Genomic DNA, 24,768 nt, shown 5'->3' on the forward strand with positions numbered 1-24,768 from the left:
CTCCTACCGCAGCCAATCCATTCGCCGGAGATAGCGGATTAAGCGCTCTTCGGTTAAAGGAGCCTCCTGCGCATAGATATGGACTTCATTGTGGACTTGTTGAACTGATGATTCACTGGTGGAAGCGGAAACGATTCCCGCTCTTTGCAGAGTTCCCCCGAGATTTAACACAGTAATGGCATTTAACTGCTCTGCGGCATCAAGCACGGCGGCCCGCAAATGAGGAACCCGGATACGGATGGAATTTTCCAGCATCTCCATTAAGTTCACAAACCATTTGTCTGCATCGGCTCCGGGGCCTTTTTCGGCGGGACTGTGAAATCCAAGGTAAGCGGCTACTGTTGATGCCGCATCTTTCACGACCTTAACCAAGGCGGAGAACCGGCTTTTGATCCCGCTAACAAAGTTATTAAGCAAATTCCTTCCCCAAGCAGCAGCCTGATTCGCCAGTCCGGACAACATCGATTTAATCGAGTTCCAGATGCTTGTCACCGTTGATTTAACGGAATTGAAAGCGGAGGAGGTGGCCGCTTTGATACTGTTCCAAGCCGAAGTGACCACGGCTCTGAGGCCGCTGACCACACTGGAAATCACACTTCTGATGCCATTCCATACGGAAGTGGCAACCGATCGGAGACTATTCCAGACGCTCACCAGCCAAGGCTTTACCGTATTCCAAACGGCCAGGATCACCGACTTCATGCCATTCCAGGTGGAAGAGGCGATGGATCGCAACTGATTCCATGCACTTGTCAAAAAAGAAGTGATGGCATTCCATGTGTTTATCGTCCACTGTTTCGCGATATTCCAAGCAGCCACAATGGTATCGACCAGCGCCTGGAAATAGTAATTGTGATTGTACATCCACGTAAATGCGGTCACAATGGCCGAAGTAATCGCATTCCAGACCACCGTGGCGATTCCCATCAACCCATTCCACAGCCCGGTCAAAAAGGTTACCAAGCTCGTCCAAATAGAAGTAGCAAATGAAACGATCCCGTTCCAGACCCCGACAAAGAACGAAACGATTTCTCCCCAAATCGCGGAGGCGGTGCTAAGAATCCGGTTCCATAGTCTAGTCAAAAGAGAAGAAATCGCGCTCCATACTGAAGCAAAGATGGTCAAGAGAATCTGAAAACTGGTCGAGATGGTGGAAGCAAGGATGGTCACGATACGTTCAACGATGTTTTGCAGATTCTGCCATGCGGCTTCCCAGTTTCCAGCAAGCAAATTGGAGAACAGCTTTAACACATTTAAAATGATGCTTAGTGCATTAGAAATGACAGTCTTGATATATATCCAGAACGGCTGAATCACCGAAATAACCGTCGGGTTGGAGAAGATTGCTTCAATCGCCGTCCAAGCGATCTTGATCTCGGTCCCCCAAACCATCACGGCCACTTTGATAATCTGGCCGATGAGCTGAAAGGCTTGCCCAATAATCTGCACGATTTGCCCCATAATCGGTTTTAAAAAGGCCAAGAAGGAGGCAAAATTCCTTCTCCATTCCTTAATGATTGAATTGGCCTTGTTTCCCTGTATTCCAGAAAAGAGCCCCTCAAGATAGTGAACCGTTTGTTCAATAAAAGGTTGTAATGCCTGAAATCCTTTGGTCAGTCCGTCGACGATTCCCCCCAAAACGATTGAGATGACTTGCAAAGCACCTTGAAGGAGTGGAACGCCGACTTGAACGATGGCATGAATCACCCGACCAATCGAGTCTCCAAGGCTTTTCCAAAAGTCCCCGACCGTAAGTCCGCCGCCCGTGAACGCATTCAGTAACTGGACAAAAGCACTCCACAAGCGCTGGAGGCTTGGGATCAGGGGTTGAACTGCACTCATTACTGCATTTTTAATTGCGTTCCAGCCTTGAATGATGGCGTTTCTAAAGACCTCGGAATTTTGCCAGAGGCGAATGAGAATCCCACCCAGAATGACTAATGCAGCGGAAATAAGGGAAGCCATACCTGCAACCCGTAAGAAACCTAGGATTAGCGGTTTGAAGGTATTAAAGAGAACCGTAAATGCCGCCCGCATTCCAAGCGCTCGACCAATCCCGATCGCCATTGGCGAAAGAAAAAGCGTAATTGCCGTAAAGAGATAAAGGAACATTCCCGCCATCTTGGTAATAGCCGGGTTGATCTGGTTCAACCGTTCAATAAACCGCCCGATGGCCGTTCCCGCTTGAATCACTTTCAGAGCAAAGTCGGTCCAAATTTGGGCAAATGGCTTCAATGCGGAAAGCCAAACCCGTTTGAACGCCTGCACTGCTGGTACAAGACGGCCATCGACGGTATTGGAGAGTTTCACCATGCCTGTGGTAAACAGACCCAATACGATGGCGGACGTTGTGGCTAATGCTTGCATCCGGGCCAGCCCTTGGTTAATGAGCTTGATCCGATCCAGAATCTCTTTTAAACTGGCGTTTCTCCCTAACATCGTGATCGCTAAGTTCGCCGCCGTTCCCTGTTTGGCCATCTGCTCAAGCCGATCTCCAATGCCAAGAAAAAAGCGATCGATCCGCTGAATGCTACTGGTCTCCGGCAAAATATCCATCATTTTTTTGGACTGTGTCGCCTTCGCATTCATCTGATCGATCGCCGCTAAAAAACGGGACTTATATCTCTCAAGGAACTGGGTCGATTGATTAGCCCCTTGTTCGATGGTTTCAAAAGGATTCATCCTTTGCATGGCTTGTCCGATTCGCTGGCCGGTGTTTTCCAAATCTCGAAAAAAGCTGCTGATGGTTCGCCGTGCCTGACGGTCGGTTGCGGTAATCTCAATGTTGGATCTGCCTACTGTGGTCATGATTTTCACCTACTAAAAAGAGCTATGACCGGTTAGCCATAGCCCATAAAACTCTATAAGTTTATTAATGAATCGAACTTCTTTGTTTTGTACATCTCTAAGACTTGATCATTCAATAAATTGATTCTCACATTTAGTTCATTCACTTTTCTTGCTTTTTCATCTAATTGACTGTGTATCTCTTGTTTAATAAGCTCAGGAAATTTCTTGGATTCATAGTAACCAAAAACAGTGAATCCAATGCCGGCAACTGCTCCAACCATCGCAAGGAAAGTAAGCATATAGTTCATTCCGGCTATTTGATTTGCGACAACATTTTCACCTAGGTGTTTATATATTGGAAGTAACGGTATAGCATAAACACCAAAAATTAATATCAAAAATACAAAGATACTTAGAATCCATACAATTGCTTTGAAAAGCTTCGCCAAAGTTTTTCACCTCAACAATAATTTATTTCTGTTTAGTATTAGAAATATGGCAAAGCTTCTCCCTCAACAAATTCTATTATTCCTTTTTATACTTCCACCACATCGTTTCAATATAGGGATTATCGGCCTGACTTAAATTTCTTTCCTCCTCATATAAAGACGGTAAAATTTGATCTGCTTCCCGTCCTTGATTAAAGGCAAGATCAATGAAGAGAGCCAAGCCTTTAAAATTCTCTACAATCCGTATGCGGTGTTCATCAATCTTTTCTTGGGCTGCCTGCCTGCTCTTCCGCGCCAACCATTCCGGTGTATGCATCAGCACATATTCCTCGGTGTACCCATAGTGGGAGGCCACAAAGCCGATCTGCTCTATCCAGCGCTCGATGATTTCGGACCAGCTTGTGCGCCGTTCTCTTCTACTGGCGGAAACAAAAAGCCCAGAAGCGTCTGAAGATCGGGAATGTCTCTGCCCGACATTTTCTTCATCAGCTTCTGGACTTGGGTAAAAGTTTGGGATAGGTTGGTCTTCTCCGCATAGACCAGTAGGACTTCAAGCATCTCATTCAAATCCAATTGAAGGGCTGTTTGGTCATCCACATCAAGCAGAATGGAGAGAATACGGACGAATTGCTCTTCCTTCAATTGCTCCAATACCAAGGCGATTTTCTCCAGATCCGATTGCGTATCATCCAACAATACCTCCCGCAACTGATCGTAAATCCGGACTCCATCCACGCCAAGAAACTTTACGATCCGGATAATCTTCTGCAAAGACAACTTGGGAACGTCCAGTTTGGTTCCATTACTCAGCGTTACTTGCCCGATCACATTTTCAATATCGAGGGATCTTAAAGCTTGTTCCATTCGTCTCATCCTTTCACCGGACTTGTTCGATTTCGTAATACACGTTTTCGTCTTGGGACAGGTTGTCTTCCGGGAACGCCTGTAACTTTAGCGGCAAAACCCGTTTCTCCTTGCTGTAGGTCTGCTCTTTTTCATCTCCAGCTACTTTCGCTTTGCAAATAACACACATGTAAAGCGTTCCGTCTTTCTTTTGGCTAATCAGGGCATAGGTCATAAAGGGAACATCCGAAACCGTTCCATAACCAATTCGTCTTGTCCCCAACTCCGTTACCGGGCTCACATCGGTATTGGCCGGATAATCTGAACCAATCGGTTCCTTTAGATAGAGGGAGGTTCCAGCCACTTTTGAAAGAGGCAGGGTTTCCGAACCGATTTTTAACCAACCACCCTCTTTAAAATCGGTGCTTGCCGAAGAGAGGGTTAAGATCGTTGCTCCTTTGGTCACCGCATTGGATATCGGAACCGCAGTCCCAAGTGTTGGGGGAGAATCGATAATCATTCCTCCGATCAATGCCAATTGCCGATTTTCCAAAGAGTTCTCCGCCAAATTTGTCTCCAGCGTATGCTCCCATTTGGATATGGTCGTATCAATGGGGCCACGCTGGTCGACTTCAAAATCATCGGTATCAAAGCTTCGTGAAGTCTTGATTCCTTCCGTGGTCGCTCCCAAATCCCGCCAACCCGGTTTCAAATCATAGGGAGGAAATAAATCCATGACCTCGCTAATCTTTTGCGGAAAAATGCCATCATACGGTTTGACGACCAGTCGCCCAGGCCCGCCGACGATTTTGGAAGAGTCGACTTTGTAAATATCCGCCATCATTCACTCACCTCTTTAAAGATCCATGTCTTCATGGAAAGAAGAAGTCTTGCCTCATCATCCGACAATTCTTTCCCTATCGTTAAAACCTGCCCAGGAACAATATCAAGCGTACCCATTCGTAAAACAACCACTCCACTTGTTGGTTCAACCGGACCCACACAACGGATTCGTCTGACCTTTTCAACTTTCGCCATTCCCCTCACCCTTCCACGTGCTCCAGCCTCATGTAACACCAAGCCTCCGGTGTTCCGGTATCCTGGTCTACAGAGGGAAACGGATTACTTTCCCGCCCACACCAAGTAACCCGGATGCCTTGGATTTGATTCGCGTACTGCTCCAACAGCATCATGGTTTGAATGAGCAACTCCATCGCTTCAAAATCTTTCTCGGCCCTGGCTAATAACTGGATACGAGAAAACCCCGCTCCCCCTGCACTTTTGACGATCAATGCAGGCAAAACGGGGTTCTTCGCGATGTTGCCATAAACCGAAATCCTATTCAACCGAACGGAAAGAAACGTGACAATTGGCGGAATCGGATCAACATACTGGATCAACTGCCCAGCACCTTCCTCACTTGAAACTCCACCACTTGCTTCATTCTTGATTCTCCTTGATCCAAAGCTTTTGCCATGATGTGATACCTTTTTTCCAATTCACTTGCATAGGAAACGTTGGAGCCAATGGCCAATGTGGTGACATCCTCCCCTTCCTCCAACTCATAAACGATATCCTCATCGGTCGCTTCACGAACGTTCCATCCACTTTTATTCCGTGGTGGAAAAGAAGTTCGATAACCAATGCTGTTGATATAAAGCCCCGTGTCGATGTGATCTTCATCACGAGTAATCCGCTTCGCTTCGTCAGACCAAACCATTCCGGCGGCTTCAACCGCTTTTTGACGAGCCTCCTTTAACTTCTGAGGGGATTCCTTCTTAAAAAAATCGTAGGCATTGGCATCGATTTGTACTTGAAAGGAAATCTCACTTTTCGCCATCCTCATTTCCCTCTTTCTTCAAAAACACCTCATAGTGATGAATTCCTTTACGTCCAAAGACAGGCTGGATTTGCTGAAACAAAAAAAGACCCGGAAAAACCAATCGGCCAACTCGATCCACGATATCTCTCACTTTCATCGTTTCATCCAAGACAAGGTCTGGCCCTAAAAATAAAACATAGCTTACCCCATACTCGAAGCCAAAATCATCCCATCGCGCCTCTTCATTAAATTGGTCCACCCTGCAAGGGACATCCGGCTTCAATCTCTCATCAAAAATGGGACGACCATAAGGATCAAACCCCGTTTGTTGCCCCTTCGTTACCAGCGTGCACCGATGGATAAAATTCAGCTCCATTCGCATTTCTTCCCCACCCTTGATGGTCCAGATACCGAGAAAAACATCCCTGTCGCGAATGTCTTCGGCATTAGGGACAATAAAATGGAATCCAGTTCCTTGATTCCGGTCAGTCCCGTTTCCTTACCGGTATCATCCTTCAATGTATAGGCATAGGAGCCGATTCTTTCTTGTTTAACCTGGCTCATAACCCTCTCTTTTCCTTCGTCATGATCCTGCACCCACAGGTACTCCACGAGGAGTACGCTCGCTGTTTTAAGATCGATTAAGCGATCCAGATCAGTCTCATCATAAAATTTTCTCTGGGCGACGCGGTGTATCCATGCGGTGGCTCGTTCGAGATATAGCTGGAGCTTCTCTTCGGGAAGTTCAGCCACTTCTTTCAAACTGGTCCTTTCTCTTACTTCCTCGACGGAAAGATAGGCCAAAGTCAGTTCACCTCAACAATAAAACCAGAACGGATGCGGGCCAACAGTTCCGGAGAAGGATTCTCTGGTAATTCCTTCTCCTGATTCCCAAGCAACGAAAAAGACCCTTCCCCATATTGAGTAGAAGGATCTTTGAGCCTCACTTTCTTTTTCTCTTCTTTTTTGGTCGCCATTTCATATCCCTCCATTCTTTTAATGTAAAATTAACTTAGGACAATATGAAAGGAGTAGTGATAGATTGATTTTCGCTCTTATGCAGTTATTGGGTGGAATTATCTTATCACTAGGCTGGATACCACAGATTGTTCAAATCTGGAGGACCAAGTCCGTTAAGGATTTGAACATAAAATCCTATTTAATGGTTTTGTTGGGTATTAACCTGATGGAAGTTTATGCACTGAGTTTAGCGGTAAGAGGAGTTGGATATGCTTTTTTGATTACCAACACGTTATCTTTGGTTATTATCCTCGTTCTCGTGATCCTCATTTTACGATATAAGAAGTAAGCTTGTTTTGAATTAGAACCACCGGAAGATTTCCATATGCCCCTTATGCTCGTTGTTGGTCTAACGTAATAATTAAGCGAGCATTCTTCTCAAACGGAACGAACTCTGATATTTCTGTTCCGTAGGAACCCTCCAACTGGGTCTTCGCCGACCGTTCAAATTCGACACCGAACTCTTTATAGGAGTAGCGGATCAGGGCAAAGGCAGTGTCCACGAGGATAATCCGATTATCTGGAACAAGATTGTTAATATGAATCGGTGCTCCCAGTGGTGAAGGCCACTCTCCACTCTTTAAGTTATCAATAAATAAGTAGTTGCCATCGCCGTTTTTCAATTCGGCAATCGAAGAAGCCGTCTTGCGATTCATCACGAGCCGTTTTACGTTGTAGCCCAGCTCTTCCTCCATATACATGGCCGCATAAAACAAATCCCCAATGGTCAGATTGTTAGCCGTCTTTACCCCAATCACAGGCGGGGAATCGGAACCATCCGGAAAATAGCCATTCAACAACCGGTAAATCGCCGTATTTTCATAGTCGCGCCCCAGTTTTTTCCCTACTTTCATCAGAAACAGGGATACCAGTTTAATATTCATGTCTTTCGCTTCATCGGTCCATTCAATGCCACGTCCTCGTTTATGCAGCCGGATCGATTGATCTCCAATCTTGAGCGTACCAACCGGAATCGGAGCCCCTTGACCGATTTCACGCAGGGCGACTTCATCCTCATCATACTCGAGGAAATACCACTCTTGTGCCATTTTGGTGGCATCCACCGTATCCGCCACCAGCACTTGCCAGTTGGATTCCTTCTCAAATCCCATTCGCAATCCATCTTCGATCGCTGCATTAAACAATGGCTTCATGCCGTCATTCTGGAGCACCGTGCGAACTTGGACCTTTCCGATGTCCTCGATTCCAAATGCCCGGAACACATCATTCAGTTGAACTTGCTCTGCTTCCAAATAACGATTCACGGCATAGGAATCAGTTCGCTTATATCGCTCCTTTAAATGAGCAATTAAGGATGCCCCCGTTTTCAGCTCGACATTCTTCCCACAATGATTCCTCACTAGGATTCCCATTGATCAATCCTCCTTTTTAGGGCATGGCCACTTCGACGATCTGCCTACTTGAGTCCACAAAGAGAACGAACGTTCCGTTGTTATCCGAAGCAACCTTGACAACGCCATTTCCGGCGGCGACCACGGATGCACCGATCGTGGGTTCAGCCCCCGTAAATTTGAATCTGTCTACACGGGAAAACCCATATAAATGGCAACCTACAGGCGTCGTGCCGTCGGTTACTCCACCGTGGATGGCCTTTAACTGAATCGGGTCTCCATCTGCACATGGAGCCGCACTATAAGGAGCGGTCGTAATCAACTTGAGTAAATCCCCTTCATTCACCGGCTGTGAAGCCGTTGCACTGGGAACCAGGACAGTCACTTGCAAACCATAGGAATGCGGTGTGACTCCACCCACGCGCGTTCCATACATGAAACCTCACTCCTTCTCAAAGATGTTTTCACGCTTAAAATCCGATGGTTGTGCAGTTGGTTGACTATGAAGCAGTTCAGGCTCTGTCTGACGACCGGATGTAAACCGCTGTTTTACCATCTGTTCGTACAAACGGATTTCTTCTTTCACGGAATCCAGATCATTTAGTTTCAGCAGCATAGAGCGGTATTTCTCGGCATCAAAGCGATCCCCAAAGGCACGAATCCGAGCTTTTACCGCTTGATCGATCGAATCCTCCAGATAGGCGCGCCCCATCTGGGCCTCTTGTTTCAATTGGCGCACTCCCTCGACGGTGGCGTAATCGACCAACTCATTTCTTAGAGCAATATCGTCCGGTTGACGGAAAAGCTCTCCTTCTGAAAGGATGTCGTACACCCGGCTTTTTTCGATCTTGTTTTCCTCAATCGCTTGCCGCAGTTGGTCTAACAGATTCACTCTCTGTTCACTCCCTTTTTCAGGCATAAAAAAAGAACGCTTCCCATCGTCCAACCGGACATGGTACTGGCGTTCTAAGCGAGCAATATTCTGTTGGGACAATTGCCCTTGTGAGACATATTCGCGTGCCTTCTCAATATAGGCTCCCGGTGTGGCTCCTTTGTAAACCGTGCTTACCTCACAGAGCCGCGCATCCATTACCCAGGCAACATTCATTCTCCCTTCTTCATCTTCTAAACCGGGGATATGGGGACATTCCCAATCCCAAAGATTACGTCCGCAAGACCCACAGCGATACCACATGCTTGTTCCGCCAAAACCAACGGACAAATCCCGGATCACACCTGTTTGGATGGCGCGAATCAGATCTTTGGTATTGGCCCCATTGATGTTTAAGTCTCGGATAATGTACCAGTAACCCCGAACGGCATGTCCACCCTCATCCACCGAAATGAGTTCCCCGTGATAACTTCGCCCATAGGGATTCTTGTGGATATCATGGCCTTCCTGAAGACTGACCCCAGATTGAAGGTCCTCAACGTAATTCCGAAGCGTGGTGGACGTATCCATCCGGGTAAAGTAAGCATCTTGCTGATCATTGGAACAAATACCCGAAAAGGTAAAGACTTCTTCCGCTGTCACCGGCTCCAGTGTGTGCCGGTTAATCAGTTCAAGATCCATCTCCCGATTTTCGCCGATCAACCGAACAGGCAAATGGAGCAGGTTTGCTTGCTCGCTCATTTTTTCACCCCTTTCTCTTCCCTCTCCAAATCCGAAAGTAGCCACAGCGACAGTTCACGATATTATCTGCCGTCGCTCCAAGAGATGTATCTCCTGGAAACATCAACTTTTCGCCATTTACTTCAAATGGTTCATCCAATGGCCTCCTCTGACCATCCGCCTCTAAATGCCAGGGGCGGGTGCGATCTTGATGAGCCGCAAACCATTCTTTCCCCACCACTATTCCAGACTGTTTGTCCCCATAAAATTGGCCCGCCCTGGCCGCAGAAATCATTTCCGTCCGGGCAATCGTTCTGGCTCGTTCTTTGCTAAAGGCAAAGGAATTCCGCAATGCTTCCTCCGCTTTATCGATCGAATACTCCCCCTCAAGGACGACCACATCCCACAGGGTCATGATCACCTCGTGGTCGGTTGTTTGCTGAAGGAGGTTTGCCGATTCATAAGCCCGATTGGACAGCCATCGAAGCAATTGCTCATCGCGAGCATCGAAATCCATCTCCACCTCTAATTCCAGTAATGTTGCCATTCCAGCTTCTTCTGCCACCTGTTGAATCCATTCCATTAATACTGTCTCCCATTTATCGACCTGTACATCGGCATCATGAAGAATGCTGACCATGACCCACTTTTCAAACTCCGATGAGGGATGATCGTCATCTACTCGAGTTGTCAATAAAAAACGAGTGGGGAATTGCTTCGCCTCTCGTAGCCGCTGAATGTACGCTTCAACTTGGGCCTCCAACCTCTTATGGATTGCTTGAACAGCCTTGCTTGTTAACCGGGCCACATCAGAAGACCACGAAGTTTGGATCTCTTTGACAAACTCATCTTCTTCCTCTTTTCTCGTTTTCGGCACACGCTTGATTTGTATCCGGTGTGATCGGCCCCCAACTACCGGTGAAGAAGTCGGCAGCTGCGGCTCATTCACCGCTTCATGCCCCACCATTTCCATCGCTGCTTCATCGTTCGTGAACCATCCTTGCTGAATCTGAGCAATTTTGGTTTGCGTTTCAATCTGTTCCGCCTGTGCTTCCAGTAACCGATCCGTCGTCCGCAATTTATTAAAAGTGATCCTTGCCCGACTTTGCCTTCCTTGGACTTGCAGAGCTAAGTTATATGCCTGTTCCAGCACCCGCTTAACCCCACGCTGGATGGACTCGATTCCCGCAACGTAAATCTGCCACTGAATGGAGCCGTGCGTCTCCGTTGTCCCTTCATTCCTTCCGAGCAGGATTGGGAGTTGCTTCAATGCGGTTACCACTTGTTGGTTGATCACATCAATGATTTTGGTCACATCGATCGATTGCCCATTGGTTCCTCCTACCATCGAAATAGTAACCGAATCCGGATGAAAGAAATTATCATCAGGCTGTAAGTCCTTAAATCCCCGCTCAATTTCATGGATGTAATTCATGACAAAGGTACGAACGGCATCGGGGCCCTGAGCAATGATTGAAGGAGGCAAGTTTTCCATAATCGCTTTTTCAGCGATGGAAATATCAAAACGCGCATGCCCTTGATGGTGGGCAACCGCCTTGAGATCTCGTAAAACCTCTACCTGAAAAAATACGATTTGTAGGATCGGAAGAATTGGGCTACGACCATAAGGGTCACCAATATCCGGGTCAATGGGATAGTAAAATACCTGTTCCCGGTTCAATACCTTGTATGTGCCATCCGATTGTCGTTGTACCAATTCGACTTCCCCATTTTCTTTTCGTCTAAAATCTAGGGACGAAGGATCGATCGCATGGAAATCCACCACATCATCCAGACTTTCATTTAACTCGACCTCCAACGCCAGTGCCCCTTGGGTAAATCCGGACAGATTCAATACATTCACCAGTTGATCCGTTCCTCCGGCGTAAAGCTTTCCTATTCTTCTCGACAAATCATTTAAATAGGCCAGTCCTGTTTTATCAGGAGATCCCGTTGGTTTTACACATTCCAGGGTATGGCCTTGATTGGACAAGCGAAGGAAGTTCCAAATCGCCATGCTCGCATCCGGGTTAATATCTCGAATCAGCCTCAGCGTTTCCATGATGTTCTTCTGGCGTAATTCGTCCCGCTTGATGAATCCATCATACCAACCAAACTGCTTCCCCCATTGATTCCCAGTCTGACGACCGCTTTCCAATCGTTTCGTCAGCGATTGCCGAAGATCGGTAAAATACTTTCTTACCTGCCTTCTGGCTTGCCATGATCTCCATTTATCTAGAATCCACACTTCCTCACCTCCTCATAGCCCACCCCTTAATTGAGGGCAACACGACATGTTCCGGCGCTTCAAACTGTCGGAACCGGATCATGGCTTGTGAAAAAGCGTCCACTTGGTCATCGTTTTTCCCATTGGGAAAGGCTGCGCACTCCTCCACAAAATCATGAATCCATGGGGCAATACTTGGTTCGGGAATAAATACGTTCCCCGCTTCCAAGTCAACGGAAGCGGCTGCCGCTCGGGATTCCTTTCCACCTTCAGGATTGACCGGTATCAGTCCCGGAATCTCGTGGTGGAGCATTTGAATCACTGCCGGGCCATTGGCCTTATCTTCGATCAACTTGGTGTATGCATACGGGTGTTTGGCAGATAATCCCCGAATCGCTTGCATCGTTGCCGGTAAATCCATTTGTCCCCGAACCTGATCGATCAAATATTTATCTGCCCCGATCCGTCCCCATACTTGTCCGACCACATAGTCGCTGTCTTTCTTATCCTTAAAGGTACAATCCCATGACTGGATGACCTCATCAAACCGGCTTGGCAATTGGCGATAATACCTCCACCACTTCCGTTTTAATATTGCTCCCTCTGCGGGGGAAGGTCTTTGTTGAAACAGGGCCGCCCAGGTTTGGGAACCAACGGATTGTCTCGTTTCTTCCACCCATTTCTCGTCGAACCCGTACTCCGGCCATAACGGTTCCCCAATCGCCCTGGCAAGGGGGTCATTTTCATTCTCACAAACCGCTGGCAACGAAAGAATTTCCCATCGACTTGGTTCAAATTGAAGTAACCTTCCAGCCAAATCATCCTCATGCCATCGGGTTTGAATCAAAATCACTTTCCCTCCGGGTTGTAAACGGGTTCTCAACGTGTTTTGCCATTCATTCCAGATGTTTTCCCGATACGTGTCCGATTCTGCTTCTTGTTTGTTCTTAATCGGGTCATCAATGATGAGAAGATCCGCACCTTGCCCGGTGAGGGCTCCGCCAATCCCAACGGAAATCATTCCGCCACGATGGCCTTGGATATCCCAGTTCGTAACGGAACTGTTGTCTTGGGATAACTCGATTCCAAAAATCTTCTTTCCAAACTCCGCGATCTTATGTTTGTTCGCTCTTCCGAATTTCCTCGCTAACGTTTCCCCATAGGAAGTCAAGATGACACGCCTTTCCGGATTCCTCCCGATGAACCATGAAGGAAATGTTTCCGAAACGGTCATCGACTTGGAATGGCGCGGAGGCATAAAAATCATTAAACGATCCACTTCGCCCCTTTCCACCTGTTCCAGTTTCCTACAAATGAGATCGGAATGGCGGGAGGGAATATACTGACCATGATGGACATATTCGATGTAAACCGAATAATCATGACGAACCAATTCCATTTCAAGGACGAACCAATCAATTTGACTCCATTCGTTTAAGTTCATAAACTCTCCGGAAAAGCTGTTTAACCAGCTCCCTTGACTCCGGATCGGTAAGGATTTCATGCTGGATTCTAACGTTTCCACGCTGATCCACCTGCCCGCTATGCTCCACTTCATGAATTTCGGTTGACTCTCCTCTGGCTAATCGCTCCACTTTTACAGCGATGTCAAACCAGCGAATCAAATCAGCGGGAGTCAATCGATTCGGATCAAGTGTCCGAAGCCGTTCCAGGATTTTGTTTTGAAACATCATGGCCTGTTTCGCATGACGTTCTGCCATTTTCCGCCGCTCTTCCTCTTGTTGAAGGCGGTGTTGCCGATCCATCTCCAGATCATATTCTTTGGCCCGTTCCACCCAATTCCACTTTGCACTCCAACGTCTGAGAAGAGCCTCACTTTTGGTTAACTTTTGGGCTACTTTCTGTATACTCCGGGTCGATCCCATATCCCGGTAAATAGCGAACGCTTCAAAGGCTTTCTGGCTCTCACCCCGCTGTCTCTCCCAAGGTTTGATGGACATCTCTATTCACCACTCAGATAGTCGGCTGATAAATACTCCAATACCTGCCACTTGTTCTTATTCGTAATCTCGCCTGTTGACATCATTTTCTCCACTGCTTGATGGAGGATTACGGCAACGGGTGCAGGAATCATGTCGGTTCCCAAGATACTTGAGATCGGAACAAAGCTCTTATGAATGACACCTCCGTCTTCATCCAGCCATCCCGCCTTTAAATCAGCTTGGTGTCGTTCAAACACATCAAGTATAAGCATTAACGCAGTGGCCCCATTGTGAATGTTGTACGCCCCCTGCGTTTTCGCTACGGCATCAAGCAGGCGGCTGTATTCGGCGTGCCGGGCAAGGATGGCATCGGAAGCAAGCTCATTTTTCACCCTTTCAAACACTTCCACAAGCCGTTCTGCTTCCTCCGGCAAAAAGACGAAGGAGAGAGACAAGTAATCCAATTGCGCTTCGGTCAATCCCGACACTTGAACTTTTTCAAGCTGTTGCAATACCTTGTCATCCAGTCCCGAATAGTATTTAAGGGTCAAATCCTCAATCTCGTTGTACAGCTCCTGCAAAATCACCGGGTCATCTTCACCCACCAGCGAATTATGGGCAAGCTGGACGGCAATCTGCTCATCTTTGGTCATGGGTTTGTCTGTATACATGATCAGTATTTCAGTAAATCCTGCCGCTTTCGCCGCCTGTACCCGATGGTTGCCGCTCAAAACCCGATACTTTCCTTCTTCCGTCAGATAACAAAAAGGGACAGAGGATAATCCCCCATCCCGCTTGATATTGTTAACCAGGTTTTGAAAGGTCTCGTTTTTCATGTATCGAGCGTTCTTTTCGAGAAGTTCACATTCATCAATCGAAATGATCTTTAACTTATAGGGGCCGGTCATCCGCTCGTTGATCTGGTCAATTTGCCATGCTTTTTCAGCCACCATTGGAATCCCTCCTCCAGCGACCATTTTCCTGCCTCCCCCCAATAGTTGAGCCGACTCGGATTCTCCTTTCGGCTCTGCAACCAAAATAACCCCCGATACTTCATTGAAACGGGTTTGTCGGTAAAAGCGGTCGTACCAATGATTTGTACACGACTGTTAATGGCCTGTTCAATCATCAGCTTGACCTCTTTACTCAAAACGGCTGCCAAAATAAGTTTGGAAAGCCGCTTATATGTCACGGGCCGGATCACGAAGTCAGTCATCAAATAGGCCCCACCTTGCCCATGCTGGGGACGGGACAAACCGATCGCCCCGATCAACTTACCATCAATCAATACAGCCAGATTCAATGTCGCAGATGCAGGCGCGATCCCAGGGGTTAAATATAAACTCCGCAATGTATTCATCTGTCCCTGGGTAATCTTCATAATTGACAGCTTTGAATTCTCCGTGATCACGTCTTTCTCAGTAAACCGGGGAATGTTCACGATTTGCGTTTTCTGATGCGGCATCGTGATCCGCAAAGGTGCTTTATTTGCATAGACAATGACAGGCTTGCTCCGAAGCGAAGTTTGCACCCGTCCGACTTCATATTCCTCCAGTCCTTCGATCGGCTCATCACGAGCCATCATCCACCATTTTTTCTGTTTCACATATTTAACCATTGTTTTCAATCGGTCTTTATCGAAAATCTCATAGAACGGTTCGTTCCAGTCAAATACTTCATTGAATGCCTTATACAACTTTTCATATCCGCCTTTATAGGTAGGGGGGAAGCTGATAAATCCGGCCTCTTTTGGTGCGATGAGAGCCCACTCTACCACGTCACCGGGCCAAAAATCAGCCAGGTGAACTCCCTCGATCCCTTTCAATACCCTCTCGCATGTTTCTTTATGAAGGCGACCCCATTGTTTTCGGTATGCTTCGCGCCTCCGCATGAAAAAAGGCTCTTTCCGGTTCAATCCATCTAACATGGTTGTACTTAAGAGGAGCGTTGCGATCCGACTCACTCCATCCTGCATGTACTCCTCCAACCACTTCCAACCGTCGTGTTTAACACAGATATCCCAATCTTTCCCGGCCAGATGATGCCCGATGGTGCAGGTATATAAACTGACGTCATTTCCGTACAAATTAAATCCTCGATTCTTTAAGATTCGCTCAATCGTGAAGTTGCCCGAGCAGCCGATATAAACATCTTGGGTATCCCATCCTCTTGTAACCTCTGACACCAAACAGCGCAAATCTTGATTGATACTGCCCACAAACATCCATCCACACCCTTTGCCCTTAACAAATAAGAAATCCCTGAGAATTGATCCCAGGGACTTCCCTTTATTTATATTGAAAGAGCCGCATAAACACTTGACGATTCATATCGAATCACAATTTTTCCGTCTCTGATTCCACCATACATCGGACCGTTGAAACCCCACAACGTTGGCTGATGGTGTAATTCTTCTCTTGTTACTCGCGATTCCCAATAACCGGATCGTTCATATTTCGCCGTTAACTCATCTGTTGATTCAAATGTCTCTACCCTAAACTCCGAAACCACTTCATAAAGAAATTGATTTTGCATATTGTCCGCTCCATTAAAGAATTTTTTCCTCGAAAACCCTTTTGCCTTTCTCAATCTCTTCTTCTGGGGACTTCCCGAGCATAAGGTAAAAGTCGGGATGAACCAAACACTCATATGCCCGCACGATCTTATCCCGATCATCTTTGCTCAGACCAATCCGAAAAGATTTTGCGATCCATAACGCTTTCTTCACATTGCCGCTCCTGTAGGCTTCCTTTGCCAGTTCCGTTTTCTTCCTCATTAGAACAGACTTCCTTGAATATCGGAATCGTTGTCTTTCTTTTTTATGCCACACTGGCAATAAGGAAGCGTCTTGCTTCTATCAAAACCAAACTCAGGAACCACAATGCCAAGTGCTGACTCGAACCATTCCGCCACTAGTCGCCGATGACACCAGTCGTTATGTTTTTCAAAACAGAGAAGTACAGCATCTTCTCCCAACGATTGATATAACTGAACCGGATCAAGACTGGCGAGTTTCTTGAGAAAGATCCGATCATATGCTTCACGCGTCATTTTCAGCATGGCCCATGTTGGAGCTAACCGGAACTCACGTTCGCCTTTATACGTTTTAGGAAGGCCGATGGAGATTGCCACCGGCCTCAGCCCTGCTTCAACGATCTTTTGCACGTTTGCGAAGTTGGAGGTGTACATTAAACAGCTTCCTCCTCTTCCAGCTCTACGTCCGTATATTCAAGCCGCCTGCATTGTTCGAGCGTTGCTTTTTCAATACATTTCAGGTTGTGCAGAAACTTTTCTTTGCCCATCGTACCAACTGTAAAGGATTCAAAGGGAAGATTCTGTTTGATCACCAACCATTCGTCTCCACCATTGATTTGGTTGATGAAGCAAATCTCGCCCAAATAAAAGCCCTGTCCCAGACACCAGTTTCCGTGGGACAAATTCTCCCACAAGTCTTCTTGATCCTTACACTCAGCCAGCATGTCAACCGAGAATTCCGGGTCGTATGCTTCGCTGATCCAAGGATTGTTCATTCCAATCTGATACCAAACTTTCTTCCAATCTTTTTTCATCTTTAACACCCTCGTCAGTGTTATGAAACGGAAAGGGTGACCACTCCCTTCCCGCACTTTTTACTTGGCTGCTTCTCAGGACGATCAGGCCATTCCGTTACGAGAACGAACAATCGTTACCTGGAATTCTGATCCATCTTTCGTCCGAATGACCAGCCCTTTGTTGTAGGTTAAAACCCCTGCATCTTCGAAACATTGGATGTGCAGTTCATCTTCTACTTCCTCCAGTAAGGAATGGCAGATGAGCAATTCGAGTTTTCCGTCATTTTCAACACCCTCCTACGTGTTGCCCGTTGACCAGGCCGTTTCACCGATTGATTAACGGTTTGGTAAATCGATCTATTATCATCCTACTTTATTACCGCTCTATTTAAAAATTTCATACACATAGATACTCATAGGTAACTCGTCATACACTGTCCAACTCTATCTACACTTTTGATATACTTAAAATTACGAAGCCTAAGCGGGCCTGACCAACCCGCAGACATGCCTTGGTCCTCCTACCAAGGCTGGCTTCTTTTTATTTTAAGAAACCGACGGCAACCGCCATCGGCCTGAAATCCACATTTTTTCGTCTGGTCGAACCCTCACCAAACAATGATATGAGTTTCGATATAGTCATCCGGGTCAATCCGTTTGTTTTCTTCTTCAGTAACAGAGTGAAAATGAATCGGTAATGTCGATAACAACATCTCGATCTCGTCATCCGTCAACGATCGAAACTCATCATTCATGAAATAACAGTGCCAAAGAACACATCGTTCACACCGGGTTTTCTTGGTTTCAGATTGGCTGGCTTCCGATCCAGCTTTCCACAATCATCAATGGCCATTGTCAATCCAGCACCCAGATTGATAAAGTCCAAGTAAGTGCAGCCAATGATTTCACGAAGCCGCTCAAAGTTCCCTTTTGGAACTTCCATCACTTGATACGTTTTGAATGGCTCCTTGACCACGATCCGGACCAATTCACCTTTTTGATTTCCGCTCATCATGACATTCCCCTCAGGTATGAAAATGCCGTTCTATTGAAAGGAGGACGGTGGAATCCCACCGGCCCCCGTTCCCGCGTGTTTATCTCCAGAATTCTTCCAGCGTTTCGGTTTCAATGCGTTGAATGAGTCTGTAAAAATCGTACTTGTCCATATTGCGAGGAGGCGTGTAATATTCCAAATACACATCCCCTTGTTTCAAGACCATCCAGTCAAAACCGTCGCCTTCCATTCCGACATTGATAAAGCAAATGTCATCGTAGTAAAAAGCAGAACCGGTTGACTGCCTGCTTTTCACCCATTTGAACAGTTCATCGAGACCGTTGCACTCATAAAAATCGTCTTTGAGCAACGGATCTTTCGCGTGCGCTTCCCGAACCCAAGTATTTTGAAGCGCAGCTTGGTACCATACATCAATCCATGATTGGTTCATCAACAACACCCTTTCTGTGTTTTCGGAAACAGTTGACTAGGCTGTTTCCGTGATGATTTGGTCATTTGACCTATTATCATCCTAATACATAGTTAAACTTTTTAAAAAAGTCATACATAAGGGTGTTATTGAATACACTATCATTGGTTGAATAACGCCAACATTCACTATTCCGCTCTTAAAATTACTATTTTTACTGTATAATAAAGATTGAAGCCAAGCGGGCCTGACTAACCCGCGCATGCCTTGGTTACCTTTCGACCAAGGCTGGCTTCATTTTCGTGATCACCATAGCAAAAGAAAACGCCGCCCTTCCGAAATAAAGAAAGTGGCGACGTATGTATGCAATGGGTTTACCGCTACTCCGACTTCCAATATCATATTACAACATTTTATAAGCCCAAAAGTGCAATCAAGGTGCGAAACTACACCATCTTTTTAGAGATATAGGGGACAGAGCGATTTAGAGCATCAACATTTATAACTGTTGCTGATTCTGTGCCCTGGCTTCCCTCTTCTACACGTTCCAGTTCATGCATACCCCCGGGTTATTCCATGTTCAACCCATAAAGGAGAATCATAGTTCCCATAGCTATAAATCGTTCCGGAAACACCCAACTCCATCCAACATAGAACACAGGATGATACCCAAGAGAGATTAACTGTGCTGCGATTTCCTCTAGTGTCAAAACCGCATGTCTTCCACCCAGCTCATGCCATTTCAACTCATCTTTATTCACCAATACCTCTTTTTCGCCTTTACGTGCGATGATTCTAAGAGAACTTTCGCTTCCCGCATATATGTTTTTCTCTGCCAATTTCATTCGCCCAGCCTCCATATCTTTGTCTCCAACTTCGCTTTTTAGGTATTTATCCTTTGTCAAAATCATATCTTACACTATCTCCAACCCAGTTGATTCGCAATTTGCAACACGATTTCATCTCTCCAGGCAATAGCGGTTCGCCTGCTCACAGGAATTTGTCTGGCAATCCCTTCCCATGTAAGTTCTTGAGGGGTTGTCCAGTATTTCAGTTGAACAAGTTTCTTTTTCTCTTCGGGTAATCGGTCATAAACGGTACGGATCGCCTCTACAATTTTTTCTAACTGCTCAATCCTCCGGTGGGCGATTAATAGAGTAACGGTTTTGCCCGTTGGGTCACTGGGAAGAGAGGTTCTCCCACCGCCGATATTCTCAAAATACGGGGTTGAATGTAAAATCTCCGCTCTTAATCTTCTTACTTCCTTTACCGTATCCCAATAAGAATAAAGCTCAGACTCTATATGTTTGAAGGTTCCTGTTTTCAATTTTTCTTCTCTCGGCACTCCCATCCTGCTCCACTCCCTTGGTTCAAGAAGTTTTGTATCGAACAAGTGTCCAACCTTCCTGCTTTACACAATGATGGAACATGCAGACCTTCCCGGTAAGAAGCCATACACAACCCGCACAGAGATGCTTCTTCTTTTTGGCTTCTTCCAGTTCTAAAAGCTGTTTGATCCTTTTATGTCTTTTCCCCATCGTTCCCCACCCCTTTCCATCTAATTGAGTTCTCGAACTCGGCAATTCCCTCGTCAATCTCCTCTGGAGAGAGTTCCGGAAAAGTGGATAACACTTCGTCTCTTGCCGGCTTAACATTGGAATTTAAAAACCGATATTTTAACCAGTTATAAACATGCCAACGATTCAAATGATCTCCCCCGTATTGCAAGACTCTTTCACAAAGAGCGTCATACAGCTTCATGCCTTTTGCGTAATCCTCCGGCTTAATCAGTGGATTTTCTAAATACTGTGCCCCCTTTACGATCCGTTCCAAGTATTCAACATATTGCTCATCTGTTGTAATCGGCGGAATATGAAATCCCGTCATATCGTTCACTCTTTCTTTAATGGTGGCAAATCAACAAAGTCCTGAATCCAACCTTTGAAAGCATATCGAAACTCGTTTACTCCAATATCTCGCCCTTTCGCAATGAAAGACTGAACGACCCTGGCTCCGATCAAGTGTAATCCGGGATTCATGTCCTCCGGGTTCTCCCAAAGAAACTCCACGACATCTGCATCTTGTTCAATATCGCCACTTTCCCTAAGGTGTTCTAACGATGGTTTCAGCGCTTTTTTGCCCTCCCGGTTCATTTGGGCGAGCATAATCAACGGACAATCCACTTCCATTGCTAAGTTCTTGGCTTTTTTGCTGACTTCCCCGACCGCCTGCGCCCTTGTCATCCCTGTTGGTTGAGGAATATTCATGATGCCCAGGTAGTCGATGAAGATCGCTCCCAATCGACCGTATTTCCTTTTCAATTGCCGGGCCATCGACCGGACTTCATCGATTGTGACGGCTTTCCCATCGGCAATATGAAGCGGCAACTGTTCAAGCTGATTAAATGCTTGATCCACTTCTTCAAATTCCGTGGGGGTTAGCTTTTTCAACCGCAACCGGTTAACAGGGATTCCCGTGATGGAGGCAATCATACGGTTATAAAGGGCTTCTTTTTTCATTTCCTGGCTGATGATTGCCACCGCTCCATGATCTTGCGCTGCGATTCCTCTTGCCATTTTCAGCATTTTTGCCGTCTTCCCAACAGATGGCCGGGCGGCAAGGATATAAAGCCATCCTCGCCCCAGTCCACCCATCCATTCATCAAATTGCTTGAAACCGGTAAGAATCAGGTCATCTTTTTGTCTCAAGTAGTCCATATAGTCTTTCCGGGTATCCTTGATATGAACCAGGTCATTTCGGATACCTGGCCTGACAGAATCGGCCAACTGCTCAATTCGCCTGAACAGATCTTCATTATTCTCAAATTGATCCTGAAGGACTAATTGTTTGATTTGTTCACCGACGGTAGCGACACGCCGCCGGATCGACCGCTTTCTCACGATCTCGGCATAGTGCTTGGCATTTGCGGAAGTCGGGACGGCTGCGGCCAGTTCATTCAAGTAAGGAACCCCTCCAACTTCGTCCAAACGTTTGTAGATGACCAGCATTTCAGTAAGCGTAATCGGGTCGATCACTTTATCGTTTGAATGCATGTAGAGCATGGCTTTCCAAATCATTTCATGGGCAAAAGTGCTAAAATCCCTCGCTTCCAACAGAAAAGCCAGATCATCCATTACTTTGTTGTCAATCAAGACCGAACCAATCACAGCTTGTTCGGCCTCAATGATTTTTAGCTGTTCCAAGTTCATTTGGATCAGCTCCCCTCTCTAACCATGCGTGAAATCCCTTTATATCTTCAGGACTGTGTCCTGCCGCCACCCACCGATTAAAGGCAATAATCCTTGCCTGTTCGCTGATTTCCTTTTGCTCTCTGGCACGATCTCTCTCAGGAAATCGAACGACATTGCCGTTTCTGCTATTCATCTGCGCCAGTAAGGTTTGAAATTGTTTTCTTAGCTTTTCGGGTGAAAGAATATTGCTTTGCCAAAAGTGGTGACTGGTCGCCCAATCAATCACAGCAACAATCGTCTTTTTATCCCGTTTATCGATGGTCAATATCTTTCGGCAATCATCCGCCCATTTTTGCATGTTCTTGGCTTCATAATCTGGATTCCATTCATGGATCTTCCTCAGCAGGTACTTTGCCATTTTCATATACTCAGAATCATCATCGTACTTGCGACGATGATCTTTTTTTTGTTTCGTTTTGTTTTGTTTATTTAATATGGAAGGATTGCCGGAAACACTGTCGGAAGCAGAGGCGGAAAGATTGTCGGAAACACTGTCGGAAAATTTGTCGGCAATATTTGCAGACAAGCGGTTTAATTTGTAAATGGCTGATCGGTTCCCCGATCGGGATTTGAAGTCAATATACCCCTTTGTTTTCAACTCGTTTCTTGCATTTGCAACACTTCGTTCTGATAGTCCGGATTTGTGAGATAGCACCGTGACAGCTACGGAAAACTCTTCTGCCCATCCGGTTTTATTGCATGTGTGCATCAAGGCGTGCCACAGTGCAATCGCGGATGCGGACAATGGTTTTACCTCAAGCCGGTCATAAAATGCCCTAATCTCCAACAAATAGTTCATGTCTAAAACCCCTTTAAAATCACGCCATGAGCGAATGTCACACCTATCGGGTCACCAGCATATCTTAAAGTTCCTCCAAACAATCCTTTCTTGCTCCGTACTGTACTCAATGAGGGTCGGCTATCTTTCCCCCCAGAGGCAGAGTGTCACCGGGGGAAAGAACCATCATCACTGGATGTAACCCTCCGCTTTCAAAGGACGGTGGTTAGTCCGTCCCTTGCCAAGATATCCCGTCTATTTCACAATCTCGATTTTCAATTCATCCTCCCGATGTTCTACCGACACCCCGTCGATAACCATACCGGTTTCCGGGTCCACAACTCGATTGCCCTGAATTTTAAATGCTTTTCTGAGCCCGTTTTTATCCGGCTCCTCTTTGATACGAATTAAGTCGATGCGGCCCAAATCTTTGAGCGATTGAACCAAGGTTTTCTCTTGATAGTTCCATTTAGGCTGCTGCTTGCGGAATCCAATCTTCCCGTTCGGCAAATTCATTGATTTAAATTCAGGGTCTTCGTGCCTTAACTCATTTGCATAAGCCGTCAACAATCCAGTCAAGTAATCCAAATCCCAGTCAATTTGTCCGTTCACCATTTCAAGCCAAGCATAAATTTTTTCGATCTCTGATTCAGCCAGAGCGATGTTGCCAGCTTTTTTGCTTTGAAGAGCTTTGATTTTTCTAAGTACCCAATTGGCTTTTTCCGGTGAGTCAACCACGAAATGCTCTTTGATTTGCTCTTGTTCCTCCAAGAAATCATGCAAGCTGATTTCATTGATTACCATTTTGGTTCACATCCTTTGATAGAGGGCGGCACAAAGACCACCCCAAATCGACAGACTAGTCAGACACATATGTCGTCAGCTTTTACCCAATCACGTTGAAGTCGATGGACTCTTTTTTTACTGAGTAATTCTTACCTCGATACTTGATGTAAATGATGCTCTCCTTAACCCGGAGGTCAATCATCAACTTGATCTCGAAAAAATCGAACTGAACGTCTGAACCGTCAACCAACTTTGCTTTCATGATGATCTTTTTCACAGACGAACCACCAAATCTTCGGCAAAATAGCAACCAAAGTTTTTTGTCTTGATGACCGTTCGCCCGTTAACCGTAAAGATCGAAGCAATGGTGTCCATTTGTTTTTGGGCACAAACGATGGGATCTCCCTCTCGCAGATGATCAACCGGTTTATTGACAACAGCTTGAAATACAATGCGATCCTTATTCTTTTTCATCTTCATCACCTGCGGATTGGAGTAATTGATTTCTTTGATCTTCCAGTGCTTCAATCCCTTTCAGAAGCCGTGCAACAACGGGGTTGGTCGAAACAAGGACGGATTCGGTTGATTTTGGGGATCGAATAAAGGTGTTGCCTTTCCCATCGCAGAACCACAATAAATCTGGTTCCGACTTGATTCTCGTTAAGTCTTCGACTTTTTCCCATTTCAAATCAATCTGCTTTTGAACCTCATTTGCCTCACGATGCTCATAAAACCAAATGGAGGCAATTTGGCTTCCTGGGATGAAAATCCGTTTTTCTTCCCTTTCAATGATCAAGTTCGGGAATTTGTACCCTTCTTCATGGTCAAGTGAAATTTCGAAGACCCGTTGGGAATCTTGACCCAACACTTCAATGGTTTTATTGTCAACCATGCAAATTTCAGCTTTTCTGATGAACATC

34 protein-coding genes are annotated in these 24,768 nt (G+C 46.1%); 1 reads left to right on the forward strand and 33 read right to left on the reverse strand.

What is annotated here, in order from left to right; genetic code table 11:
* Positions 1-3: 3 nt before the first annotated feature.
* The 11 genes from I8U19_RS13245 to I8U19_RS13295 form a co-directional block, all read right to left on the reverse strand.
* On the reverse strand, positions 4-2,808 hold the full coding sequence (locus I8U19_RS13245) for a phage tail family protein (RefSeq protein WP_198056131.1): 2,805 nt from the start codon (positions 2,806-2,808) through the stop codon (positions 4-6).
* Between the two features lie 53 nt (positions 2,809-2,861).
* Complete coding sequence (locus I8U19_RS13250) at positions 2,862-3,239, reverse strand: hypothetical protein (protein WP_198056132.1); 378 nt, start codon at positions 3,237-3,239, stop codon at positions 2,862-2,864.
* Between the two features lie 76 nt (positions 3,240-3,315).
* A complete protein-coding gene (locus I8U19_RS13255; RefSeq protein WP_198056133.1) occupies positions 3,316-3,555 on the reverse strand; it encodes a hypothetical protein in 240 nt (79 codons plus the stop codon).
* 53 nt (positions 3,556-3,608) lie between these two features.
* Complete coding sequence (locus tag I8U19_RS13260; protein ID WP_198056134.1) at positions 3,609-4,103, reverse strand: hypothetical protein; 495 nt, start codon at positions 4,101-4,103, stop codon at positions 3,609-3,611.
* A 13-nt stretch (positions 4,104-4,116) separates the two neighbouring features.
* Entirely contained in the window at positions 4,117-4,926 is an 810-nt protein-coding gene (locus I8U19_RS13265) for a hypothetical protein (protein ID WP_232331018.1), read from the reverse strand.
* Complete coding sequence (locus I8U19_RS13270; RefSeq protein ID WP_198056135.1) at positions 4,923-5,120, reverse strand: hypothetical protein; 198 nt, start codon at positions 5,118-5,120, stop codon at positions 4,923-4,925. The genes I8U19_RS13265 and I8U19_RS13270 overlap by 4 nt, the downstream gene beginning before the upstream one ends.
* Positions 5,121-5,125: 5 nt before the next feature.
* Positions 5,126-5,482, reverse strand: coding sequence for a hypothetical protein (locus I8U19_RS13275; RefSeq protein WP_198056136.1), 357 nt, complete (start codon positions 5,480-5,482; stop codon positions 5,126-5,128).
* Entirely contained in the window at positions 5,479-5,922 is a 444-nt protein-coding gene (locus I8U19_RS13280) for an HK97 gp10 family phage protein (protein ID WP_198056137.1), read from the reverse strand. Before I8U19_RS13280 ends, I8U19_RS13275 begins: the two co-directional genes overlap by 4 nt.
* On the reverse strand, positions 5,909-6,286 hold the full coding sequence (locus I8U19_RS13285; protein ID WP_198056138.1) for a hypothetical protein: 378 nt from the start codon (positions 6,284-6,286) through the stop codon (positions 5,909-5,911). The genes I8U19_RS13280 and I8U19_RS13285 overlap by 14 nt, the downstream gene beginning before the upstream one ends.
* On the reverse strand, positions 6,271-6,708 hold the full coding sequence (locus tag I8U19_RS13290) for a head-tail connector protein (RefSeq protein ID WP_198056139.1): 438 nt from the start codon (positions 6,706-6,708) through the stop codon (positions 6,271-6,273). Before I8U19_RS13290 ends, I8U19_RS13285 begins: the two co-directional genes overlap by 16 nt.
* Before the next feature lie 2 nt (positions 6,709-6,710).
* Positions 6,711-6,881, reverse strand: a complete 171-nt coding sequence (locus tag I8U19_RS13295; protein WP_198056140.1) for a hypothetical protein — start codon at positions 6,879-6,881, stop codon at positions 6,711-6,713.
* 80 nt (positions 6,882-6,961) lie between these two features.
* Between I8U19_RS13295 and I8U19_RS13300 the strand changes: the two genes are divergently transcribed.
* Positions 6,962-7,213, forward strand: coding sequence for a PQ-loop domain-containing transporter (locus I8U19_RS13300; RefSeq protein ID WP_232337276.1), 252 nt, complete (start codon positions 6,962-6,964; stop codon positions 7,211-7,213).
* A 43-nt stretch (positions 7,214-7,256) separates the two neighbouring features.
* Here the strand turns inward: I8U19_RS13300 and I8U19_RS13305 are convergent, their stop codons facing one another.
* The 22 genes from I8U19_RS13305 to I8U19_RS13410 all read right to left on the reverse strand — a co-directional run bounded on the left by I8U19_RS13305 (position 7,257) and on the right by I8U19_RS13410 (position 24,767).
* Positions 7,257-8,297 carry a phage major capsid protein gene (locus tag I8U19_RS13305; RefSeq protein WP_198056142.1) on the reverse strand — a complete coding sequence of 347 codons (1,041 nt, stop codon included), beginning with the start codon at positions 8,295-8,297 and terminating at the stop codon, positions 7,257-7,259.
* A gap of 16 nt (positions 8,298-8,313) precedes the next feature.
* Positions 8,314-8,712, reverse strand: a complete 399-nt coding sequence (locus I8U19_RS13310; RefSeq protein WP_198056143.1) for a hypothetical protein — start codon at positions 8,710-8,712, stop codon at positions 8,314-8,316.
* A 6-nt stretch (positions 8,713-8,718) separates the two neighbouring features.
* Positions 8,719-9,909, reverse strand: coding sequence for a hypothetical protein (locus I8U19_RS13315; RefSeq protein ID WP_198056144.1), 1,191 nt, complete (start codon positions 9,907-9,909; stop codon positions 8,719-8,721).
* 4 nt (positions 9,910-9,913) lie between these two features.
* Entirely contained in the window at positions 9,914-12,136 is a 2,223-nt protein-coding gene (locus tag I8U19_RS17695) for a phage minor head protein (protein ID WP_198056145.1), read from the reverse strand.
* A gap of 4 nt (positions 12,137-12,140) precedes the next feature.
* Complete coding sequence (gene terL, locus I8U19_RS13325) at positions 12,141-13,559, reverse strand: phage terminase large subunit (RefSeq protein ID WP_198056146.1); 1,419 nt, start codon at positions 13,557-13,559, stop codon at positions 12,141-12,143.
* Positions 13,531-14,076: a phage terminase small subunit-related protein gene (locus tag I8U19_RS13330; protein ID WP_198056147.1), complete on the reverse strand. Its 546-nt coding sequence runs from the start codon at positions 14,074-14,076 to the stop codon at positions 13,531-13,533. The genes terL and I8U19_RS13330 overlap by 29 nt, the downstream gene beginning before the upstream one ends.
* 2 nt (positions 14,077-14,078) lie before the next feature.
* Positions 14,079-15,011, reverse strand: coding sequence for a ParB/RepB/Spo0J family partition protein (locus I8U19_RS13335; protein ID WP_198056148.1), 933 nt, complete (start codon positions 15,009-15,011; stop codon positions 14,079-14,081).
* Positions 14,963-16,282 carry a putative antirestriction adenine methyltransferase gene (locus I8U19_RS13340; RefSeq protein ID WP_198056149.1) on the reverse strand — a complete coding sequence of 440 codons (1,320 nt, stop codon included), beginning with the start codon at positions 16,280-16,282 and terminating at the stop codon, positions 14,963-14,965. Before I8U19_RS13340 ends, I8U19_RS13335 begins: the two co-directional genes overlap by 49 nt.
* Positions 16,283-16,350: 68 nt before the next feature.
* Positions 16,351-16,593, reverse strand: coding sequence for a hypothetical protein (locus tag I8U19_RS13345; RefSeq protein ID WP_198056150.1), 243 nt, complete (start codon positions 16,591-16,593; stop codon positions 16,351-16,353).
* A 13-nt stretch (positions 16,594-16,606) separates the two neighbouring features.
* Complete coding sequence (locus I8U19_RS13350) at positions 16,607-16,834, reverse strand: hypothetical protein (RefSeq protein WP_198056151.1); 228 nt, start codon at positions 16,832-16,834, stop codon at positions 16,607-16,609.
* Positions 16,834-17,247, reverse strand: a complete 414-nt coding sequence (locus I8U19_RS13355; RefSeq protein ID WP_198056152.1) for a DUF488 family protein — start codon at positions 17,245-17,247, stop codon at positions 16,834-16,836. Before I8U19_RS13355 ends, I8U19_RS13350 begins: the two co-directional genes overlap by 1 nt.
* Positions 17,247-17,627, reverse strand: coding sequence for a hypothetical protein (locus I8U19_RS13360; RefSeq protein WP_198056153.1), 381 nt, complete (start codon positions 17,625-17,627; stop codon positions 17,247-17,249). Before I8U19_RS13360 ends, I8U19_RS13355 begins: the two co-directional genes overlap by 1 nt.
* Positions 17,628-18,360: 733 nt before the next feature.
* The gene (locus tag I8U19_RS13365) at positions 18,361-18,621 is read right to left on the reverse strand and encodes a DUF3846 domain-containing protein (protein WP_033100792.1); all 261 of its coding nucleotides are present in this window, start codon (positions 18,619-18,621) and stop codon (positions 18,361-18,363) included.
* An 82-nt stretch (positions 18,622-18,703) separates the two neighbouring features.
* The gene (locus I8U19_RS13370) at positions 18,704-19,054 is read right to left on the reverse strand and encodes a hypothetical protein (protein ID WP_033100791.1); all 351 of its coding nucleotides are present in this window, start codon (positions 19,052-19,054) and stop codon (positions 18,704-18,706) included.
* Between the two features lie 548 nt (positions 19,055-19,602).
* Complete coding sequence (locus tag I8U19_RS13375; RefSeq protein WP_152568527.1) at positions 19,603-19,878, reverse strand: hypothetical protein; 276 nt, start codon at positions 19,876-19,878, stop codon at positions 19,603-19,605.
* 74 nt (positions 19,879-19,952) lie between these two features.
* Entirely contained in the window at positions 19,953-20,384 is a 432-nt protein-coding gene (locus I8U19_RS13380; RefSeq protein ID WP_033100789.1) for a RinA family phage transcriptional regulator, read from the reverse strand.
* 170 nt (positions 20,385-20,554) lie between these two features.
* Positions 20,555-20,920: a hypothetical protein gene (locus I8U19_RS13385; protein WP_033100788.1), complete on the reverse strand. Its 366-nt coding sequence runs from the start codon at positions 20,918-20,920 to the stop codon at positions 20,555-20,557.
* 5 nt (positions 20,921-20,925) lie between these two features.
* On the reverse strand, positions 20,926-22,242 hold the full coding sequence (locus I8U19_RS13390; protein ID WP_033100787.1) for a replicative DNA helicase: 1,317 nt from the start codon (positions 22,240-22,242) through the stop codon (positions 20,926-20,928).
* Complete coding sequence (locus tag I8U19_RS13395) at positions 22,214-23,083, reverse strand: helix-turn-helix domain-containing protein (protein WP_198056154.1); 870 nt, start codon at positions 23,081-23,083, stop codon at positions 22,214-22,216. The genes I8U19_RS13390 and I8U19_RS13395 overlap by 29 nt, the downstream gene beginning before the upstream one ends.
* Before the next feature lie 234 nt (positions 23,084-23,317).
* Complete coding sequence (locus I8U19_RS13400) at positions 23,318-23,866, reverse strand: host-nuclease inhibitor Gam family protein (RefSeq protein WP_198056155.1); 549 nt, start codon at positions 23,864-23,866, stop codon at positions 23,318-23,320.
* Positions 23,867-24,121: 255 nt separating this feature from the next.
* Positions 24,122-24,322, reverse strand: a complete 201-nt coding sequence (locus I8U19_RS13405; RefSeq protein WP_033100786.1) for a hypothetical protein — start codon at positions 24,320-24,322, stop codon at positions 24,122-24,124.
* A complete protein-coding gene (locus I8U19_RS13410; protein ID WP_198056156.1) occupies positions 24,309-24,767 on the reverse strand; it encodes a hypothetical protein in 459 nt (152 codons plus the stop codon). Before I8U19_RS13410 ends, I8U19_RS13405 begins: the two co-directional genes overlap by 14 nt.
* Position 24,768: the final 1 nt, after the last annotated feature.

Source organism: Thermoactinomyces sp. CICC 10523 (assembly GCF_016055105.1).
Lineage (GTDB): Bacteria > Bacillota > Bacilli > Thermoactinomycetales > Thermoactinomycetaceae > Thermoactinomyces_A > Thermoactinomyces_A daqus.

What these genes read in the sequence shown, in the direction of transcription:
- I8U19_RS13305 (WP_198056142.1), bottom strand. Translation starts at nt 8,297, where the DNA reads ATGGGAATCCTAGTGAGGAATCATTGTGGGAAGAATGTCGAGCTGAAA.
- I8U19_RS13385 (WP_033100788.1), bottom strand. Translation starts at nt 20,920, where the DNA reads ATGACGGGATTTCATATTCCGCCGATTACAACAGATGAGCAATATGTT.
- I8U19_RS13295 (WP_198056140.1), bottom strand. Translation starts at nt 6,881, where the DNA reads ATGGCGACCAAAAAAGAAGAGAAAAAGAAAGTGAGGCTCAAAGATCCT.
- I8U19_RS13365 (WP_033100792.1), bottom strand. Translation starts at nt 18,621, where the DNA reads ATGAGCGGAAATCAAAAAGGTGAATTGGTCCGGATCGTGGTCAAGGAG.
- I8U19_RS13265 (WP_232331018.1), bottom strand. Translation starts at nt 4,926, where the DNA reads ATGATGGCGGATATTTACAAAGTCGACTCTTCCAAAATCGTCGGCGGG.
- I8U19_RS13370 (WP_033100791.1), bottom strand. Translation starts at nt 19,054, where the DNA reads ATGAACCAATCATGGATTGATGTATGGTACCAAGCTGCGCTTCAAAAT.
- I8U19_RS13400 (WP_198056155.1), bottom strand. Translation starts at nt 23,866, where the DNA reads ATGGTAATCAATGAAATCAGCTTGCATGATTTCTTGGAGGAACAAGAG.
- terL (WP_198056146.1), bottom strand. Translation starts at nt 13,559, where the DNA reads ATGAACTTAAACGAATGGAGTCAAATTGATTGGTTCGTCCTTGAAATG.
- I8U19_RS13335 (WP_198056148.1), bottom strand. Translation starts at nt 15,011, where the DNA reads ATGGTGGCTGAAAAAGCATGGCAAATTGACCAGATCAACGAGCGGATG.
- I8U19_RS13405 (WP_033100786.1), bottom strand. Translation starts at nt 24,322, where the DNA reads ATGAAAAAGAATAAGGATCGCATTGTATTTCAAGCTGTTGTCAATAAA.
- I8U19_RS13395 (WP_198056154.1), bottom strand. Translation starts at nt 23,083, where the DNA reads ATGAACTATTTGTTGGAGATTAGGGCATTTTATGACCGGCTTGAGGTA.
- I8U19_RS13315 (WP_198056144.1), bottom strand. Translation starts at nt 9,909, where the DNA reads ATGAGCGAGCAAGCAAACCTGCTCCATTTGCCTGTTCGGTTGATCGGC.
- I8U19_RS13360 (WP_198056153.1), bottom strand. Translation starts at nt 17,627, where the DNA reads ATGAAAAAAGATTGGAAGAAAGTTTGGTATCAGATTGGAATGAACAAT.
- I8U19_RS13280 (WP_198056137.1), bottom strand. Translation starts at nt 5,922, where the DNA reads ATGGCGAAAAGTGAGATTTCCTTTCAAGTACAAATCGATGCCAATGCC.
- I8U19_RS13310 (WP_198056143.1), bottom strand. Translation starts at nt 8,712, where the DNA reads ATGTATGGAACGCGCGTGGGTGGAGTCACACCGCATTCCTATGGTTTG.
- I8U19_RS13375 (WP_152568527.1), bottom strand. Translation starts at nt 19,878, where the DNA reads ATGAAATTGGCAGAGAAAAACATATATGCGGGAAGCGAAAGTTCTCTT.
- I8U19_RS13300 (WP_232337276.1), top strand. Translation starts at nt 6,962, where the DNA reads ATGCAGTTATTGGGTGGAATTATCTTATCACTAGGCTGGATACCACAG.
- I8U19_RS13245 (WP_198056131.1), bottom strand. Translation starts at nt 2,808, where the DNA reads ATGACCACAGTAGGCAGATCCAACATTGAGATTACCGCAACCGACCGT.
- I8U19_RS13345 (WP_198056150.1), bottom strand. Translation starts at nt 16,593, where the DNA reads ATGCAAAATCAATTTCTTTATGAAGTGGTTTCGGAGTTTAGGGTAGAG.
- I8U19_RS13350 (WP_198056151.1), bottom strand. Translation starts at nt 16,834, where the DNA reads ATGAGGAAGAAAACGGAACTGGCAAAGGAAGCCTACAGGAGCGGCAAT.
- I8U19_RS13340 (WP_198056149.1), bottom strand. Translation starts at nt 16,282, where the DNA reads ATGTTTGTGGGCAGTATCAATCAAGATTTGCGCTGTTTGGTGTCAGAG.
- I8U19_RS13380 (WP_033100789.1), bottom strand. Translation starts at nt 20,384, where the DNA reads ATGGGAGTGCCGAGAGAAGAAAAATTGAAAACAGGAACCTTCAAACAT.
- I8U19_RS13285 (WP_198056138.1), bottom strand. Translation starts at nt 6,286, where the DNA reads ATGCGAATGGAGCTGAATTTTATCCATCGGTGCACGCTGGTAACGAAG.
- I8U19_RS13355 (WP_198056152.1), bottom strand. Translation starts at nt 17,247, where the DNA reads ATGTACACCTCCAACTTCGCAAACGTGCAAAAGATCGTTGAAGCAGGG.
- I8U19_RS13410 (WP_198056156.1), bottom strand. Translation starts at nt 24,767, where the DNA reads ATGTTCATCAGAAAAGCTGAAATTTGCATGGTTGACAATAAAACCATT.
- I8U19_RS13255 (WP_198056133.1), bottom strand. Translation starts at nt 3,555, where the DNA reads ATGCATACACCGGAATGGTTGGCGCGGAAGAGCAGGCAGGCAGCCCAA.
- I8U19_RS13270 (WP_198056135.1), bottom strand. Translation starts at nt 5,120, where the DNA reads ATGGCGAAAGTTGAAAAGGTCAGACGAATCCGTTGTGTGGGTCCGGTT.
- I8U19_RS13390 (WP_033100787.1), bottom strand. Translation starts at nt 22,242, where the DNA reads ATGAACTTGGAACAGCTAAAAATCATTGAGGCCGAACAAGCTGTGATT.
- I8U19_RS13330 (WP_198056147.1), bottom strand. Translation starts at nt 14,076, where the DNA reads ATGTCCATCAAACCTTGGGAGAGACAGCGGGGTGAGAGCCAGAAAGCC.
- I8U19_RS13260 (WP_198056134.1), bottom strand. Translation starts at nt 4,103, where the DNA reads ATGGAACAAGCTTTAAGATCCCTCGATATTGAAAATGTGATCGGGCAA.